Annotated in this window: 14 protein-coding genes; 10 read left to right on the forward strand and 4 right to left on the reverse strand. The window is 44.8% G+C overall.

Going from position 1 to position 17,969, the window contains the following annotated elements; genetic code table 11:
• Positions 1 to 33 precede the first annotated feature (33 nt).
• From V1U08_RS17875 to ubiG, 4 genes are all read right to left on the reverse strand, one after another.
• A complete protein-coding gene (locus tag V1U08_RS17875) occupies positions 34 to 315 on the reverse strand; it encodes a 2Fe-2S iron-sulfur cluster-binding protein (protein ID WP_014232384.1) in 282 nt (93 codons plus the stop codon).
• Positions 315 to 1,448, reverse strand: coding sequence for a class Ia ribonucleoside-diphosphate reductase subunit beta (nrdB, locus tag V1U08_RS17880; protein WP_014232383.1), 1,134 nt, complete (start codon positions 1,446 to 1,448; stop codon positions 315 to 317). The genes V1U08_RS17875 and nrdB overlap by 1 nt, the downstream gene beginning before the upstream one ends.
• 92 nt (positions 1,449 to 1,540) lie before the next feature.
• A complete protein-coding gene (gene nrdA, locus V1U08_RS17885; protein WP_065297023.1) occupies positions 1,541 to 3,823 on the reverse strand; it encodes a class 1a ribonucleoside-diphosphate reductase subunit alpha in 2,283 nt (760 codons plus the stop codon).
• A gap of 490 nt (positions 3,824 to 4,313) precedes the next feature.
• Positions 4,314 to 5,021 carry a bifunctional 2-polyprenyl-6-hydroxyphenol methylase/3-demethylubiquinol 3-O-methyltransferase UbiG gene (ubiG, locus tag V1U08_RS17890; protein WP_020335550.1) on the reverse strand — a complete coding sequence of 236 codons (708 nt, stop codon included), beginning with the start codon at positions 5,019 to 5,021 and terminating at the stop codon, positions 4,314 to 4,316.
• Positions 5,022 to 5,331: 310 nt separating this feature from the next.
• On the opposite strand from ubiG, the gene gyrA reads away from it, so the two are divergent.
• The 10 genes from gyrA to V1U08_RS17940 all read left to right on the forward strand — a co-directional run bounded on the left by gyrA (position 5,332) and on the right by V1U08_RS17940 (position 17,941).
• Positions 5,332 to 7,965 carry a DNA topoisomerase (ATP-hydrolyzing) subunit A gene (gene gyrA / locus V1U08_RS17895; RefSeq protein WP_014232380.1) on the forward strand — a complete coding sequence of 878 codons (2,634 nt, stop codon included), beginning with the start codon at positions 5,332 to 5,334 and terminating at the stop codon, positions 7,963 to 7,965.
• A 696-nt stretch (positions 7,966 to 8,661) separates the two neighbouring features.
• Positions 8,662 to 8,838 (forward strand): hypothetical protein, encoded by a 177-nt coding sequence (locus V1U08_RS17900; RefSeq protein ID WP_024372911.1) that lies wholly within the window; start codon positions 8,662 to 8,664, stop codon positions 8,836 to 8,838.
• A gap of 217 nt (positions 8,839 to 9,055) precedes the next feature.
• Positions 9,056 to 9,703, forward strand: a complete 648-nt coding sequence (locus V1U08_RS17905; protein ID WP_014232379.1) for a GTP cyclohydrolase II — start codon at positions 9,056 to 9,058, stop codon at positions 9,701 to 9,703.
• A gap of 176 nt (positions 9,704 to 9,879) precedes the next feature.
• Positions 9,880 to 11,142, forward strand: a complete 1,263-nt coding sequence (locus tag V1U08_RS17910) for an imelysin family protein (RefSeq protein ID WP_014232378.1) — start codon at positions 9,880 to 9,882, stop codon at positions 11,140 to 11,142.
• A gap of 93 nt (positions 11,143 to 11,235) precedes the next feature.
• Positions 11,236 to 12,636: a di-heme oxidoreductase family protein gene (locus V1U08_RS17915; protein WP_330471154.1), complete on the forward strand. Its 1,401-nt coding sequence runs from the start codon at positions 11,236 to 11,238 to the stop codon at positions 12,634 to 12,636.
• A 10-nt stretch (positions 12,637 to 12,646) separates the two neighbouring features.
• A complete protein-coding gene (locus V1U08_RS17920) occupies positions 12,647 to 13,684 on the forward strand; it encodes an imelysin family protein (protein ID WP_330471155.1) in 1,038 nt (345 codons plus the stop codon).
• Positions 13,665 to 14,747 (forward strand): DUF1513 domain-containing protein, encoded by a 1,083-nt coding sequence (locus tag V1U08_RS17925; RefSeq protein ID WP_065299872.1) that lies wholly within the window; start codon positions 13,665 to 13,667, stop codon positions 14,745 to 14,747. Before V1U08_RS17920 ends, V1U08_RS17925 begins: the two co-directional genes overlap by 20 nt.
• Positions 14,748 to 14,899: 152 nt before the next feature.
• On the forward strand, positions 14,900 to 16,441 hold the full coding sequence (locus tag V1U08_RS17930; RefSeq protein WP_065302580.1) for a L,D-transpeptidase family protein: 1,542 nt from the start codon (positions 14,900 to 14,902) through the stop codon (positions 16,439 to 16,441).
• A 172-nt stretch (positions 16,442 to 16,613) separates the two neighbouring features.
• A complete protein-coding gene (locus V1U08_RS17935) occupies positions 16,614 to 17,162 on the forward strand; it encodes a DUF882 domain-containing protein (RefSeq protein WP_014232373.1) in 549 nt (182 codons plus the stop codon).
• A gap of 122 nt (positions 17,163 to 17,284) precedes the next feature.
• The gene (locus V1U08_RS17940) at positions 17,285 to 17,941 is read left to right on the forward strand and encodes an MBL fold metallo-hydrolase (RefSeq protein ID WP_330471156.1); all 657 of its coding nucleotides are present in this window, start codon (positions 17,285 to 17,287) and stop codon (positions 17,939 to 17,941) included.
• The last annotated feature ends 28 nt before the right edge of the window (positions 17,942 to 17,969 follow it).

Genomic DNA, 17,969 nt, shown 5'->3' on the forward strand with positions numbered 1-17,969 from the left:
TGTCTTGTTACGTTCGATGCTACTCAGTTGACGTCAGGCACGCTGTTTTTCTTTCATCGTGTAGTTAACGCCACTGAGTGAAACATTGGACTTCGCTTTACAGATACAAGGCAAGATTTCTTCGCCTTGGGTGTAAGCCATAGCAAAACCAACATACTCAACTTCACCAGACTCTAACGTACAGCGACATGCACCACAGTGGCCGTCACGGCAGTTATATTCTGGTAATAAGCCAGACTGTTCCATTGTCTCCAAAATAGTATTGGAAGGGTTAGATTCAATGCTGATAAGTTTGTTGATTTTGATTGTCGGCATTACAGCTCAAATCCTTCAAAGTCGTCCGCGCTTACTTCGTTGTCAATCTGACCAACAAGGTAAGATGAAATCTCTGCTTCTTGAGGCGCAACTTGAACGTTATCAGAAGACAACCAAGCATTAATCCATGGAATAGGGTTGCTTGTCGCTTCAGGGTACGCAGCTGGTAGACCTACCGCTTGCATACGAATATTGGTGATGTACTCAACGTACTGGCTCAGAATGTCTTTGTTTAGGCCGATCATTGAACCATCTTTGAACAGGTATTCTGCCCACTCTTTCTCTTGCTCTGCCGCTTCTTTGAAGAGATCAAAACATTCTTGTTTTGCTTCTTCTGCGATTTGCATGAACGTGAAATCATCCTGACCGTTACGTAGCAGGTTGATCATGTGCTGAGTACCGTTCAGGTGAAGCGCTTCATCACGTGCGATCAGCTTGATGATTTTCGCGTTACCTTCCATCAGTTCGCGCTCTGCGAAAGCGAAAGAACATGCGAAACTTACGTAGAAACGAATCGCTTCTAGAGCGTTCACAGACATCAGACAGATGTACAGTTTCTTCTTAAGGTCGTACAGACTTACCTTAACTGTTTCACCGTTAAGGACATGCTCACCTTCACCGTAGCGATGGTAGTCATTCGTCGCTTGAATCAAATCGTCGTAGTAGTGTGCGATGTCTTTCGCACGCTTTAGAATGTGTTCATTCTCAACGATGTCATCAAATACCACAGCAGGGTCGTTCACGATGTTACGAATGATGTGCGTGTACGAACGAGAGTGAATCGTTTCAGAGAAAGACCAAGTCTCAATCCATGTTTCTAGCTCAGGCAGAGAAACAAGAGGAAGCAGCGCAACGTTCGGGCTACGGCCTTGGATTGAATCGAGAAGCGTTTGGTACTTCAGGTTAGAAATGAAGATGTGCTTCTCGTGATCTGGCAACTTGTTGTAGTCGATACGGTCGCTAGATACGTCAACTTCTTCTGGACGCCAGAAGAAAGAAAGTTGCTTTTCGATCAGCTTTTCGAAAATTTCGAATTTTTGTTGGTCATAGCGAGCAACGTTTACTGATTGACCCAAGAACATTGGTTCTTTTAGTTGGTCATTTTTTTTCTGGTTAAAAGTACTGTAAGCCATAATGCCTCAATTCCTTTTAAACCTCCCGCGTAGGGGAGGTTTTCGATATTCTGTTACTATTCAGTTACTGCGGATTGCTAGGGTCGTGTAGATTAAATCTTACAACCGCCACCTGCACAATCTTCTTCTTCAGGTTGAACTGCGTCTTTCTGTTCATCCTTAGCGCCATCACGAGTGTTATGGTAGTAAAGCGTCTTCACACCAAACTTGTACGCAGTCAGCAGGTCTTGAAGAAGTTTCTTCATTGGAACCTTACCCGTCTCGTAGCGTGATGGGTCGTAGTTAGTATTCGCAGAGATCGCCTGGTCAACGAATTTCTGCATGATACCGACAAGGTGCAAGTAACCATCGTTAGAACCAATGTTCCAAAGCAGCTCGTAATTGTCTTTTAGCTCAGTAAATTCTGGCACAACTTGCTTCAGGATACCGTCTTTCGACGCTTTTACTGACACAAAACCACGAGGTGGCTCAATGCCGTTTGTTGCGTTCGAAATCTGAGAAGAGGTCTCAGAAGGCATCAGCGCAGTCAGCGTTGAGTTACGTAGACCGTGTTCCATGATTTCTGCACGTAGGCTATCCCAATCGTAGTGAAGCTCTTCGTTACAAATCAGGTCGATATCTTTCTTGTAAGTATCGATTGGCAGCAAGCCTTTCGCGTAGTTTGTTTCGTTGAACGAAGGACACTTACCTTGCTCTTTTGCCAGCGCTACTGAAGCTTTCAATAAGTAGTACTGCATCGCTTCAAATGTACGGTGAGTCAGGCCGTTTGCACTGCCGTCAGAGTATTTCACACCGTTCTTCGCTAGGTAGTAAGCAAAGTTGATCACGCCAACACCCAGAGTACGACGGTTCATTGTCGACTTGTATGCTGCTGGTAGTGGGTAATCTTGGTAGTCCAACAGTGCATCAAGAGCACGAACAACCAGATCAGATAGCTCTTCAAAATCATCCAGAGACTTGATAGCACCTAAGTTGAACGCAGACAGCGTACATAGTGCGATCTCACCTGAATCATCTTCTACGTTAGTCAGTGGTTTGGTTGGAAGTGCGATTTCCAAACACAGGTTAGACTGACGAACTGGCGCTACTTCAGAATCAAATGGGCTGTGAGTGTTACAGTGGTCCACGTTCTGAATGTAGATACGACCTGTAGATGCGCGCTCTTGCATTAGCAAAGTGAACATCTCAATCGCTTTTACGGTTTCCTTCTTAACTGAAGGATCGTTCTCGTACTTAACGTACAGACGCTCGAACTCTTCTTGGTTTTCGAAGAATGCGTCGTATAGACCTGGTACGTCTGAAGGTGAGAATAGCGTGATGTTACCACCTTCAACCAAACGCTGGTACATCAGCTTGTTTAGCTGTACGCCGTAGTCCATGTGACGAACACGGTTTTCTTCAACACCACGGTTGTTCTTAAGCACCAATAGTGAACGTGCTTCACCATGCCACATTGGGTAGAAAACAGTTGCTGCACCGCCACGTACACCGCCCTGTGAACAACATTTCACAGCGGTTTGGAAGTACTTGTAGAAAGGAATACAACCAGTGTGGAATGCTTCACCACCACGGATCTCTGAACCTAGAGCACGGATACGACCTGCGTTGATACCGATACCAGCACGTTGAGAAACGTAACGAACAATAGAGCTTGCTGTTGCGTTGATAGAATCCAGGCTGTCACCACACTCGATCAGTACACATGAGCTAAACTGACGGGTAGGCGTGCGCACACCTGACATAATCGGTGTAGGCAGAGAAATCTTGAATGTTGACGTCGCATCGTAGAAACGTTTGATGTAATCAAGACGTGTTTCTTTCGGATACTTAGCAAACAGACATGCAGCCACAAGAATGTACAAGAACTGGGCACTTTCGTAGATTTGGCCCGATACACGGTTCTGTACAAAGTACTTACCTTCCAGCTGTTTTACTGCAGCGTAAGAGAAGTTCAGGTCGCGCTTGTGGTCAATGTACGAATCCAGTACGTCTAGCTCTGCTTTTGTGTAATCTTCTAGCAGATGTCCGTCGTACTTACCCATATCAACGAGTCTAGCTACGTGATCGTAAAGCTTAGGTGGCTCATATTGGCCATACGCTTTTTTACGTAGATGGAATACAGCTAGACGAGCTGCCAAGTACTGGTAATCCGGTGTCTCTTCTGAGATAAGGTCGGCCGCAGATTTAATGATAGTCTCGTGTATGTCTGACGTTGTAATACCATCATAAAACTGGATGTGAGCTCGTAACTCTACTTGAGAGACAGAAACGTTGTGCAGACCTTCTGCAGCCCAAGTAATAACGCGGTGGATTTTATCCAGATCGATAATTTCTTTACGGCCATCACGCTTGGTGACGGTAAGTTGTTGGTTCATTCTGCTTTATTTCCCTAAGAAAACTGATAAAAGCCGTGTTTTTGTCTATTTATATGCAAAGCTTTCTAGTCTTGCGGTGGCTTTGTGATCAAAGTCTATCTATATATTGTAGCTTAAACACAATATATAGGGGTTAATTTGTTTGCGGGTTACAAGATAGTGCTATTGCTCAGATTGATCAAGGTACATGTTTGGGATGACTTGTGGATAACTACCCAAATGAAAAAAAACAGTAAGTGAACACTAACCGATGAGAAAAGGGCAGACTTGAATAGGTAAAATCACAGTTTTGAGATCGGTTTAGAAATAACCGCTCGGAAAAATATTTTCCTTGATCTTTGGACATTTTTATTTGCGAAAAATAGGTTGGTTAAAATGCTATCTACAGCACAAATCTTATACACAAAAGCGGTAACTTTGTGCTACCGCTTCTGACGATTTTCTTAACTGAATGGTCAACTAGAACAAGGTTTTTTTAACGTTACGGCGTTCAGTATTTTTTAGTATGAACGATGTAGTTTACATCCACATTACGACCAAGTTTATAAGTGTCGTTAAGTGGGTTGTAATGCAAACCTGTGATACCTAAATCAGTCAGATCGGTTTGGTCAATCATCTTCAGCATTTCTGCTGGTTTGATGAACTTCTCATGGTCGTGAGTGCCTTCCGGAACAATCTTGAGTAACTTCTCTGCGCCAACGATGGCAAACAAGTAAGATTTTACGTTGCGGTTCAAGGTTGAAAAGAACACGTGACCACCAGGTTTCACCAGTGCCGCGCAAGAACGGATAACAGAAAGAGGGTCCGGTACGTGTTCAAGCATTTCCATACACGTGACGACATCGTAAGTCGCGGCATTTTCTGCAGCGTGATCTTCGATGGTGCTTTGGATATAGGTTAGCTTTGTGCCCGTTTCCAGAGCATGCAAGCGCGCCACTTCTAGTGGCTCTTTACCCATATCTAGCCCGGTTACGATCGCGCCTTCTTTTGCCATGCTCTCTGCGAGAATGCCACCACCACAACCAACATCGAGTGCGCGTTTGCCAAACAAACCATCTGCTTTTTCGAGTACATAGTTCAAACGAAGTGGGTTAATTTGGTGAAGTGGTTTGAATTCACCCTCTAAATCCCACCAACGAGAAGCCATGTCCTCGAATTTCTTAATTTCACTAGGGTCGACGTTTTGTGCTTTAGTCATAATGGTTGTACTGCATTCAATCTGAGTCCGTTAGAGGGCGTCAGTATACTCTAACGTTTTATCAGTATTAAACTGATTAATCCCCGTTTTGTTCACCAGAATTCTATTTTTGCTTAATATTGAACGAAATATAGTCACTTTTCATAAGGATATCGGATGAGTGTGCAAATTCTCGACATTTGAATCTCAACAAAGCTCACAACCTGATAAAAGGAGAGGGAAAGGGATGCCGAAGTGATGAAATGTGTGTTATATTTTTCGCCTTACACGTATCGTAATTACGATCAGATAATAGAGGGATAATGGCTCCATGAGCGATTTAGCTAAAGAGATCACGCCCGTAAACATTGAAGACGAGCTTAGAGGTTCATATCTAGACTACGCGATGTCAGTAATCGTGGGTCGTGCTCTTCCAGATGTGCGTGATGGTCTAAAACCAGTGCACCGTCGCGTTTTATTCGCGATGAACGTACTAGGCAACGATTGGAACAAACCATATAAAAAATCAGCCCGTGTTGTCGGCGACGTAATCGGTAAATATCACCCTCACGGTGATAGTGCTGTGTACGACACAATCGTACGTATGGCTCAGCCGTTCTCACTTCGTTATATGCTGGTCGATGGCCAAGGTAACTTTGGCTCAATCGATGGCGATTCTGCTGCGGCAATGCGTTATACCGAAGTACGTATGGCAAAAATTGCCCACGAGCTTCTGGCTGACCTAGATAAAGAAACCGTAGACTACGTACCTAACTATGATGGTACTGAGCAGATTCCAGCGGTTCTTCCAACAAAAATTCCAAACCTATTGGTAAACGGTGCCTCTGGTATCGCAGTAGGTATGGCGACCAACATCCCGCCACATAACCTTGGCGAAGTGATCGATGGCTGCCTTGCATACATCAATAATGAAGCCATCACTATTGATGAACTAATGGATTACATCCCTGGTCCAGATTTCCCGACGGCAGCACTTATCAGTGGTCGTAAAGGCATTGTAGACGCGTACAAAACAGGTCGCGGTAAGATCTACATGCGTTCAAAAGCGGACATCGAAACAGAGAAAAACGGTAAAGAAACCATCATCGTTACCGAAATTCCTTACCAAGTGAACAAAGCTCGTTTGATCGAGAAGATTGCTGAACTGGTTAAAGATAAGAAAGTAGAAGGCATCAGTGCGCTACGTGACGAATCTGACAAAGATGGTATGCGTATCGTTATTGAATGTAAGCGTGATGCAGTAGGCGAAGTGGTTCTGAACAACCTTTACGCTCAAACTCAGCTGCAAACGACTTTCGGTATCAACATGGTAGCGCTGAACAACGGTCAGCCACAGCTATTCAACCTGAAAGACATGTTGAAGTGCTTCGTGGATCACCGTCGTGAAGTGGTCACTCGCCGTACTATTTTCGAATTGCGTAAAGCTCGTGAACGTGCCCACATCCTAGAAGGTTTGGCGCTTGCACTAGCAAATATCGATGAAATCATCGACCTAATTCGTAAAGCACCAACGCCAGCAGAAGCGAAAGCAGGCCTTATCGCACGTGGTTGGGATCTTGGCAACGTAGCAGCAATGCTAGAGCGTGCTGGTACTGATGCTGCACGTCCTGAGTGGCTAGAGCCTCAATATGGTATCCGTGACGGTCAGTACTTCCTGACTGAGCAACAAGCGCAAGCAATCCTAGATCTACGTCTACACAAATTGACTGGTCTGGAACACGAAAAGATTCTGGCGGAATACAAAGAGCTTCTCGATGAAATCGCTGAGCTAATGCACATTCTTGCAAGCACTGAGCGTTTGATGGAAGTGATTCGTGAAGAGCTAGAAGCCGTTCGTGACGGTTTTGCTGATGAACGCCGTACTGAAATTACTGCAGCGAGCCATGACATTGACATGGAAGAGCTGATTGCTCGTGAAGACGTAGTAGTCACTCTGTCTCACGGCGGGTACGTTAAGTACCAAGTACTGAGCGACTACGAGTCACAGCGCCGTGGTGGTAAAGGTAAGAGCGCAACTAAGATGAAAGACGAAGACCATATTGAGCGTCTTCTAGTGGCGAATACCCACGACAACATCCTGTGTTTCTCTACGCGTGGTAAAACTTACCGTTTGAAAGTTTACCAATTACCGCTTGCGAGCCGCACTGCTCGTGGTAAGCCTATCGTTAACATTCTTCCTCTGGAAGATGGAGAGCGTATCACGGCTATCCTGCGTGTAGATGAGTTCTCTGAAGATAAGTTCATCTTCATGGCGACAGGTGACGGTACAGTTAAGAAGACGCCACTGAACCAATTTGCCAACGTTCGTTCAAACGGCCTTATCGCTGTTAACCTGCGTGATGATGATTCACTGATTGGTGTTGATATCACCAATGGTGACAGCGACATCATGCTGTTCTCTAAAGCAGGTAAAGTTGTTCGCTTCAGCGAAGATAAAGTACGTGCTATGGGTCGTACTGCTGCTGGTGTTCGCGGTATGAAGTTGGGTGAAGATGACCAAGTTGTGTCTCTGATTGTTCCTTCAAACGAAGGTGACATCCTGACTGTGACCGAAAATGGCTATGGTAAACGTACCGAGCTTGCCGAGTACCCAACTAAGGGTCGTGCAACGCAAGGTGTAGTATCTATCAAAGTTTCTGAACGTAACGGACCTGTGGTTGGTGCGGTACAAGTAGAAGAAGGCGACGAGATGATGATGATCACCGACGCTGGTACTCTAGTTCGTACTCGTGTAGCAGAAGTTAGCCAGGTTGGTCGTAACACTCAAGGTGTCACACTGATCAGAACCGCTGAAGATGAAACAGTAGTAGGCCTGCAACGCATTGATGAAATTGAAGACGCTGATTTACCAGAAGGTGAAGAAGGCGAGTCAACGGAACCAAGTGCAGAGCAACAAGCTCCTGAAGCTCCTGAGTCTCCTGCTGCGGAAGATAGCGAAGATTAATCTTTAATTCTGCACCTCTTCTAACTAAAAGCCGAGTATTTTACTCGGCTTTTTAGTGCCGACCCTAAAATCCACCAAATATATTGTTCTTGTTGGTATTAACACACACGAATATAACGAGTGTCTTTGACTTTAATAAATGAGAGATATAGTTACTGCTTATATTCTGTTGCTACTTATATGTTTCTCATTATCTGAGGTTTTAATATAAATCCTCGTGCGTATTCGAAACCGATTAACTCGGAGCTCGTCTAATGTATAACGGCGTTTGTATAGAGTCGGTGTATATAGTGTTAAAGTTATTGCATATTGCATATTGCATATTGCATGGTCGTCTTTATAGCCAAATAACTTCTAAGTGTTTGGTTCGGTGAGAATGAACCGATCCTCAGGTGTGGTAAGGCCCCATTAAGGCAATTGGAAGCTTCATATATATGGGAGTGGATGAGTTAGAGGGGAATTAGCCTACGTCGAACAACATAATATGTCCGTGATTGATTTCAGCTTTTAATCATTGGCTAGAATAAAGACAAGTCAAATTAGTGTTAGTTGTGTGACTGTAATTCCATAATTTGAAACAATCTGTGAAAATAACAAGCAGAGTGTTATTCTTTCTTAAGATTTCGAAGGCTCCAGCATATATAAAATGAAAACGTTAAGCTGGGTACGTAATAAAAGATCTCAATAGGTAAACGAGTGGATTCAGTTATATCGCAGTTAAGAAAGGACTTTCATGCGCATATTCGCGCTATGCAGGCACTAAGATTGCCACAAGTTACTTCAACTCTCGCCGTTTTGACCGACGAAGAAATTCAAGAACTCGAAACCGTATGGGTAGAGTTTGCTGTCTGGAAGCGTCGTCAAACACATTAATCCTCTTTTTTACACTCGCATCTATCAACCCCGGGCAAAATTTGTCTGGGGTTTTTTATTGTAGTTTGACGGAAATGTTATATTATAACACTTCGTCAACGTGACGGAGGTCATCCATCGTCATGTATCGTTGAGAGGAAAAGATCTAAGATATAGTGATCTATGCATTGAAAAATGTGGTATCAATCCCCATAGTTGAAGAGCATGAGTTCATCCCATGAATGTAATAACGAAAGTGCATCAAGAAATAAATCGAGTGAGTGTAGATATGGCTGAAGTACGTGCCAGAGTAGATTTTAAAGTCGGGGCTAAGAGTAATATTGATGCTGAAATCCTGTCTTTCCGTGGTTTGAAGACGGATAAAGAGCATGTAGCAGTTATCTTTAAACAAGCAGACCAAGTTCAAGAAACGCCACTGGTGCGTATGCATTCTGAGTGTCTGACCGGCGATGTTTTTCACTCCTCTCGTTGTGACTGTGGTGAGCAATTAGAAGAAACGATTCAACGTATGGGAGAATCGGGCGGTATTATTCTGTACTTACGTCAGGAAGGTCGAGGTATTGGCCTGTACAACAAGATTGATGCTTACCGACTACAAAGTCAGGGTATGAACACTTATGAGGCGAATAACCACTTAGGGTTTGATGATGATCTGCGTGACTTCACTGAAGCAGCTCAAATGTTGCAAGCTTTAGGTGTTAGCAAGATCCGCCTTGTGACGAATAATCCTAAAAAAATCCGCGAGCTCGCCGAGTACGGGGTCGAAATTGTTGAAGTTGTAAACACTTCTGCTCACGTCAAAGATGGTAACGAGAATTACCTCAAAGCAAAAGTCTCTCACGGCAAACACAATCTCAAGGTTTAGCCTTAAAAACAGAACTGTTAACAAGTCATGTTAAAAGCCTCACATTGATGAGGCTTTTTTTTCATCTTAAGTTGCAAAAAAATTGTAAATTTGTATTATCTCGTGACTAAAAGTGCAAATAAGAATAATTAGCACTTCGAATACAAAAAACAATTTGCTCAACAAGGATGCTTCTAATGAATGCAAAAACAGTATTAGTTCAAGCTATTGCTGCTTCACTTCTTATTTCCAGTGGTACTGCGGTTGCTGCTCAAGTAACCAAACAAGGCGTTGTCGAACATTATGCAGACGTCGCACATGCTGTATTCGCAGATTCATTAAACACGGCTAAAGCGCTAGACGTGAAAATTGATGAATTCCTCAAAGCTCCTTCAGCGAAAAAGCTAGAAGAGGTTAAACAAGCATGGCTTGATTCTCGCGTACCATATCAACAGTCTGAAGTATTCCGCTTTGGTAACGCGATCGTCGATGATTGGGAAGGTCAACTTAACGCTTGGCCGCTGGATGAAGGCTTAATCGACTACGTCGCTACGGATTACCAATATGAACTTGGTAACGAAGGCGCTGCGGCAAACATCGTGGCTAACAAAAGTCTGACTATTGGTGCTACGACACTAGACGTATCAAAAATCACACCTGAACTGATTGCTGATCTGAATGAAGTTGGTGGTTCTGAGGCGAATGTTGCTTCTGGCTATCACGCGATTGAATTCCTACTTTGGGGACAGGACCTTAACGGAACAAATGCTGGCGCAGGTCAACGTGCTTACACGGACTTTGTTGTCGGCTCTGCTTGTACCAATGGCAACTGTGACCGTCGTGGTGAATACCTGAAAGCGGCAGCTGATCTATTGGTTCAGGATCTTGAATGGATGGAGAAACAGTGGTCTGCGGATGTGAAAGACAATTACCGTCAGGAACTACTGGCAGATTCAGCAGAGAATGGCCTGCGCAAAATGATGTTTGGTATGGGCTCGCTGTCTCTTGGTGAACTGGCTGGTGAGCGCATGAAAGTGGCGTTAGAAGCGAACTCAACAGAAGATGAGCACGATTGTTTCTCTGATAACACGCACAACTCTCATTACTACAATGAGCAGGGTATCTACAACGTATACATGGGGCTTTATAAGCGCCAAGACGGTACGTTACTGACTGGTCCAAGTATTGCTGACCTGGTTGCACAACAAGATGAGCAAGCGGCGAAAGAGATTCAAAAGCAGTTTGATGACACTCGTAGCCAAGTAGGTGAGTTGGTGACTTCTGCCGAGAAGAAAAACCAACACTTCGACCAACTGATTGCTGCTGATAACGTTCAAGGTAACGCGTTAGTGAACGAAACCATCATGTCGCTGGTGGCTCAAACGGGTGCAATTGAACGTGCTGCAAACATCATTGGCATTGAAAGCTTAAGCCCAGATACAGCAGACCACGAGTTCTAATAAAAAATATAATAACCAATCAAGGGCTCATTTTACGGACTGAGCCCTTTGCTGTTTGCGCTCGCTGTTATCAATTCATTTAAGAGCAATGATATGAAGCCATCATCCCTAAATTACTCCCATTTAGCGCTACTTTTTACTGCTGTATTTTCTACGTCTGTAACTGCCTATGAAGTGCGTTCTGGCGGAAAAACCAGTGTTAAAAAAGACGGTGCGAATGCTTATTCCCTTCCTGCGGCAAATTTACCGATGAGTAAACGACTGGACTTTAGTGTCGGGAATAGCTTTTTTAGAAACCCTTGGGTACAAGCGCCAGCGACTACAGAAGCGCGAGATGGACTCGGACCACTATTCAATACCAATGGTTGTCAAAACTGCCATATCAAAGATGGCCGAGGTCATCCACCTGAAGAAGGGGATATCCACGCCGTTTCTATGTTAGTACGTTTGAGCATTCCTGCTGAAACGCCAGAGCAAAAAAAAGCGTTCATCATTGATGGTGGTATTCCAGAGCCAACCTATGGTGGCCAGTTACAAGATTTTGCCCTACAGAACCAAACTCCCGAAGGTAAAATTTCGATTACTTATAGCGATGTTCCGGTGCAATTCAACGATGGCACGACCGTAACGTTAAGAAAACCAACGCTAAAGATTACTGATCTGGGTTATGGAGACATGCACCCGGATACCCAATTTTCTGCGCGTGTTGCGCCACCAATGATAGGTTTGGGGCTGCTGGAAAGCATTCCTGACGACACTCTACTCGCTTGGGCGGACGAAAACGACACTAACAAAGATGGTATTTCTGGGAAGGTAAACAAAGTTTGGGACATCGAAAAAGGCAACTTCGCGCTCGGTCGTTTCGGCTGGAAAGCAGGTCAACCAACATTGATGCAGCAGAATGCAGCCGCCTTTAATGGTGATGTTGGCCTCACAAGTCACTTGTTCCCAAACGAAAACTGTACCTCAAAGCAGACAATATGTAATGAGCTGCCAAATGGCGGTGATCCAGAAGTTAGCCAGAATATTCTCGACTTCGTGGAGTTTTACAGTCAGCACCTAGCCGTGCCAATTCGTCGTAATGTTGAAGACCCGCAAGTGCAACTAGGTCAGAAAATTTTTGCTTCATCAGGTTGTGAAAGCTGCCATAAAACTAACGTTAAAACCGCTAAACGAGCTGGTTTACCTGCGCTTTCAGAACAAGAAATACACCCATATACCGATCTACTGTTACACGATATGGGCGAAGGTTTGGCAGACAACCGACCTGAATATCTGGCGAATGGTCGTGAATGGCGCACCCCACCTCTTTGGGGGCTTGGCTACACCGAAGAAGTTAATGGTCATACCTACTATTTGCACGATGGTCGTGCACGTAACGTTATGGAAGCAGTACTTTGGCACGGTGGCGAAGCAGAAAATTCAAAACAGAGCGTATTGGCGTTAAGCAAGAGCGAGCGTGAAGCGCTGGTGGCTTTCCTGGACTCGTTATAAGGAATCGAATGTGAATAAAAAACTATTAGTGTGTGCCGTTGTTACTGCGCTGAGTCTGACGGGTTGCCAATCGACATTGAGTTCAGCCGATGATCAGGCAGAGAAAACGAGCCATATTTCGCAAAGTGTGTATGAAATCGAGTATCAATCTGCTCATACCTTTTTAGAACAGAGCGCATCATTAGAACGTGCTTTTAATGATTTTTGTGCATCAGGGGATAAAAACCCATCTTCAGTAAAACAACAATGGCATGAAACCATGCGTGCCTGGATGGCTCTGCAAGGTCAGGAGCGCGGGCCTGCGAGTGCGTTGGAGCAAAGCTGGAATGTGCAATTCTGGCCAGACAAAAAGAATACCACCGGACGAAAAATGTCGGCACTGACCAAAGCGGATCAAGTCTGGAGTGCACAACAGATCTCAACGCAGAGCGTGACGGTACAAGGCTTGGGTGCACTTGAGTGGTTACTTTACGATAGTGGCTCGACACTGGAAACAAACAGCAATACCTGTTCCACAGCGGTATCAATTTCTCAAAACCTCAACGCTAAAGCCGGCTTGATTGCGAACGCTTGGGCCGAGAACCCGTGGAAAGCAATGAAAAAGACGGAGTGGGAGTCGGAATATATTTCGCTACTGTCCAACCAGCTTGAATACAGCATGAAAAAATTGAGTCGTCCGATGGCGAAAATTGGTCATCCGAGACCTTACTTTTCTGAGTCTTGGCGTTCAGGCACTTCACTCGCGAATTTGAAAGCCAACGTGCAAAGCATGCAAGCTTTATACTTGGCCAATGGCGATGGCTTAGACGCTCTTTTGCGCGAACAGGGCAAGTTGGAACTCGCCGATCGAGTTTCGCGTCAGTTTGACATGACACTTGAAACCTGGCCTGAGGAGAATAGCTTATTCGAAGCACTACAAACGGTAGATGGTTACCGCATGGTGTTGGCGCAATACAACAAGTTAGAGCAATTGAAGTACCTCATTCACGAAGAGGTAGCAATCGAACTCGGCGTGGTTATAGGATTTAATGCTACCGATGGTGACTGATCAAACAAGACGTACATTGCTCAAAGCCGCTCTATTTGGAGCGGCAGCCCCATTGCTGCCCTTTGGTTGTGCTAGCACGACTCCACGAACGCCAGCGTTAATTGGATGTTCAATCATTGGCCGTGACAAATATGCTGCAGTTGTTGCCGATGAACATGGGATGCCGATTTCCAAATTGCCAATTCCAGAACGTGGTCATGGTGTTGCTATCAACCAACACGGTCATGCGACGGTGTTTGGTCGTCGGCCGGGTACCTTCTTCATGGTGTTTGACTATCGGAATGGGCAAGCGATAAAGCTGCACACAGCAAAAGCAAATCGTCACTTCTATGGTCACGGCGTGTATTCCCACGATGGGAACTATCTGTTTGCGACAGAAGGTGAAAGGGGCACAAGCCGAGGTATTATTGGCGTTTACGATGTGCGCAAGCAGTATCAAAAGATGGATGAGCTGTCAGGCTTTGGTATCGGACCACATGAAGTCATCATGATGCCCGATGGTGCATTAGCGATCGGTGTTGGCGGTGTGCATACTAATGGAAGAGAGCCTCTAAACCTCGATTCCATGACCCCAAGTCTGAGCTACCTGTCTCAAGATGGTGAGTTGCTCGATCAAGTTTCTCTGCCCGATCACAAGCTGAGCATTCGTCATCTTGCGCATGATGGCTCAGAGACAGTGCTATGCGGCCAGCAATATCGGGGTGAGCCAGATGAATACCCGGCTCTTATCGCGATGCACACTCGAGGTGAAAAAATGCTGGAGCTTGAGGCTGAACCTGAAGAATGGGCGCGTTTCAATCATTACGTTGCCAGCATTGCGGCGACTGATGAGTGGATATTAGCCACTTCTCCTCCGGGAAGCTGCTATGGCATTTGGTCCAAAGCGACGGGCAAGTTGGTTGAGTTGAACGCGTTACCCGATGCATCGGGTGTTGTGATCTACGGGGATGAGTTCCGCATTAGCTCTGGTGCAGGCAAAGTTGTGGAGCAACAGCCAATAGAATTTAAGAATACATTTTCAACAGGTATACAGTGGGACAATCATTGGTCTAGGGTTGTGTAAAAAACAACCTTATTGATAGTTTTATGTGAAACTTATCGGAAAAAATATTGTCCCGTTCTTATTTTTAAAGCAGCAACCTGTGAGATATTTGCCATACTTTCTAATAAGGCAAGTAGGTAAGGGTTGTATCAGTGTTTGCTAGGGTTCTAATAATGACGGCACTTTTAGTGCCGTTTTGCAGCTTTTCTACCGCAGTTTCTCTTGACGATACTTCACAAGTGGAGCAAGAGGGAGCGGTTAAGCAGCTCTCAATTGAAAAAATGATCCACTATCCATCTGTGGTGGAGCAATTGTACCAGAGCACAAACTACCGTTTGAACTGGCAGAATGAAAGTGACGTTGAACAGTTCATCTTTCAGCTGAATGTTGTCGCGCTTGCAGACGTCACTAAAGAGTTTGATAACCAGCTGCATAGAATCAACCAGATCAAATGGCAAGGTGACAACCTCGACTTTGATTTGGTGATGACAGATTCATTGCTGATGTATTTAAGTTACCTGGAGCAGTTGCCTCACGAAGGGGTTAACTGGCTATTTGCCAATAAAACGCAAGTTGATCTTCCTCCGCCGAGTATCGATACATTATCGGTTCTTAGCAATGAGCTGACTGTTGGTAAGCTGGGTCAGTTTTTGTCCAGTTTGCGTTCTCCGCTGCAAATGGATCGAGATTTCAACTCGGCTTTTTCAGCCTTATCTGAGCACGCGCAATACCAATACCCTTTATACGAGCAACAAGGCTTGCTTCGTATTGGCGATCCAATAACCAATAAAGCCTCTTTGGCAGAGCGCCTTGCGATAGTGGGCGTGGATGTCAGCTATGTTGACCCAAATTCGGCGCGATATGATGAGAACCTTGAACTGGCTGTAAAAGAATTTCAGCGTATTCATGGTTTGAAGCAGGACGGCGTTATCGGGCCAAATACGATCCGTTGGATTAACTTTTCTCCTAAGCAGAGGCTGCATTTGCTTGCTTTAAATGCTGAGCGCTCAAGAATATGGGCGAAAGAGAGAGATAATGTCGTATTCGTCAATGTGCCAGGGTATCAAGTTACATACTGGCATGATGGACAGCCACTGTTTGAGTCGAAAGTCGTGGTTGGTAAGAGTTCAAGAAAGACGCCGATAATGACGGTCAATATGGATTCGGTTATTTTGAATCCAACATGGAATGTGCCATGGAAGATCATGGTCAAAGACATCATTCCTAAAGTAAAAAGCAACCCAATGTATTTGATTCACAATAACATTCAAATCATTCGATCTTGGACTTCACGAGAGATCATCGATCCTACCACTATCAATTGGGCGACGGTTAATCCTCGAACTTTCCCATACCGAATGCGTCAGGCATCGGGTTCACAAAATGCGTTGGGCTTGTATAAGTTCAACATGCCAAACCCGCAGGCCATTTATTTACACGATACGCCAAGTAAAAACTTGTTTGAGCAAGATCGTCGCGCATTCAGTTCTGGTTGTGTTCGCGTGGAAAATGCCGATCAATTAGCTGAACTGCTTTTCAAAACGCAGGGGCTGGAAGAGCGTTTCGCGAAAAAACGCGAAAGTGCCCGTCGTTCTAATACGTCGGTTCCTTTAGGCGAGCGTATTGCGGTTCACATCATCTACCAAACTGCGTGGTTAGAAGAAGGTACGCTGTATTACCGTGATGATATTTATTCTTACGATAATCAAGGGTAGCGGCATACAAAACTTTAAGTAAATTTACATTGCAGAAAATTTACTTGTCGTTCAACCAGTAATCCATCCAAAATAGTCGATTAGGACATTCCAGACTGATTTGTGCGTTTGACGAAATGCACCAGTTTGGTTAATGTCCGCCTTTCGTGTAGTTTTTGAGCAGTATTTCTATATGGTAAGTCGTAATTTTTCCCGTCGTGATTTTCTTAAAATGACCGCTGGTGGTGTTGTATTGGCGTCTGCAATGCCAACTCTCTCATGGGCTTCATTGCCTGATGAACCTCGCGTACTAGCGATGAATAACCTGAATACTGGTGAGCAATTAGAAACGTGCTACTTTGATGGAAGTGGCTACGTAAAAAGTGAGCTTGAAAGGTTAGATGAGTTCTGTCGCGATCACAGACGTAATGAAACCTTCCCTATGGATCGACGTTTGTTTGATCAGATCAGCCAAATCCAAAAGCTTATTGGTACGGAGTCAGAAGTCATTGTGATCTCTGGGTATCGTTCACCAAAGACGAACTCTTCATTGCGTAACAACTCTTCTGGTGTGGCAAAGAAAAGCCTTCACATGGAAGGTAAAGCCATCGACTTTCGTTTAGACGGCGTAAAGTTGTCTACTGTACGTGACGCCGCTTTAAGTCTGAAAGCTGGTGGTGTTGGCTACTACCCGGGCAGTAACTTCGTTCATATTGACACTGGTGCGGTTCGCTCCTGGTAGGTGAGGTTGCAAGTCACCTTGAAAGTCTTGACGCGCAAGGTCTTCACAAGTCTTGAAGTCATTTAGGCTTAGTGTCATAGTTGCGGAAGTCTTAATAAAATTTATGTGGTGATAGGTTATCCATGGCTCTTAAATACCAAATTGTCCCGGTGACAGCTTTTTCTCAAAACTGTTCTATTGTCTGGTGTGATGAAACGATGAAAGGCATCGTGGTTGACCCGGGCGGTGATGAGAAGCAGCTTGCTGTGTTAATCAAAGAGTTAGGCGTTGATGTTGTTCAATTGGTATTGACGCATGGACATTTGGACCACGTTGGTGGCACTCAGCCATTATCGGATTTGCTTGGTGGAAAGGAAATTATTGGGCCTCATAAAGCGGACAATTTCTGGTTACAAGGCTTAGAAGGGCAGAGCAAAATGTTTGGCTTCCCGCTAACTGAAGCATTTGAACCTGATCAATGGCTTGATGAGGGTGACACTGTCACATTTGGTAACCAAGTGCTGAAGGTGATCCACACTCCGGGTCATACACCAGGTCACGTTGTGCTTTACAGTGAAGAAGCTCGCGTAGCATTTGTTGGTGATGTCCTGTTTAACGGCAGTATCGGTCGTACAGACTTCCCTCAAGGTGATTTCAATACCTTGATCTCGTCGATCAAAGAGAAGCTTTGGCCACTGGGTAACGATGTGACCTTCATTCCAGGCCACGGCCCACAATCTACCTTTGGTCATGAACGTAAAACCAACCCATTTGTTGCCGATGAGATGCCGCTTTACTAGCGAGTTCTGACTCGGAAAATATCGGGTA

Source organism: Vibrio sp. YYF0003, assembly GCF_036350715.1.
GTDB classification, from domain to species: Bacteria; Pseudomonadota; Gammaproteobacteria; order Enterobacterales; family Vibrionaceae; genus Vibrio; species Vibrio natriegens.

Bases quoted from the DNA above. Each gene is read 5' to 3' on its own strand.
- V1U08_RS17875 (WP_014232384.1), bottom strand. From the start codon at position 315: ATGCCGACAATCAAAATCAACAAACTTATCAGCATTGAATCTAACCCT.
- nrdB (WP_014232383.1), bottom strand. From the start codon at position 1,448: ATGGCTTACAGTACTTTTAACCAGAAAAAAAATGACCAACTAAAAGAA.
- V1U08_RS17905 (WP_014232379.1), top strand. From the start codon at position 9,056: ATGAATGTAATAACGAAAGTGCATCAAGAAATAAATCGAGTGAGTGTA.
- V1U08_RS17915 (WP_330471154.1), top strand. From the start codon at position 11,236: ATGAAGCCATCATCCCTAAATTACTCCCATTTAGCGCTACTTTTTACT.
- V1U08_RS17930 (WP_065302580.1), top strand. From the start codon at position 14,900: ATGACGGCACTTTTAGTGCCGTTTTGCAGCTTTTCTACCGCAGTTTCT.
- nrdA (WP_065297023.1), bottom strand. From the start codon at position 3,823: ATGAACCAACAACTTACCGTCACCAAGCGTGATGGCCGTAAAGAAATT.
- gyrA (WP_014232380.1), top strand. From the start codon at position 5,332: ATGAGCGATTTAGCTAAAGAGATCACGCCCGTAAACATTGAAGACGAG.
- V1U08_RS17940 (WP_330471156.1), top strand. From the start codon at position 17,285: ATGGCTCTTAAATACCAAATTGTCCCGGTGACAGCTTTTTCTCAAAAC.
- V1U08_RS17910 (WP_014232378.1), top strand. From the start codon at position 9,880: ATGAATGCAAAAACAGTATTAGTTCAAGCTATTGCTGCTTCACTTCTT.
- V1U08_RS17935 (WP_014232373.1), top strand. From the start codon at position 16,614: ATGGTAAGTCGTAATTTTTCCCGTCGTGATTTTCTTAAAATGACCGCT.
- ubiG (WP_020335550.1), bottom strand. From the start codon at position 5,021: ATGACTAAAGCACAAAACGTCGACCCTAGTGAAATTAAGAAATTCGAG.
- V1U08_RS17925 (WP_065299872.1), top strand. From the start codon at position 13,665: ATGCTACCGATGGTGACTGATCAAACAAGACGTACATTGCTCAAAGCC.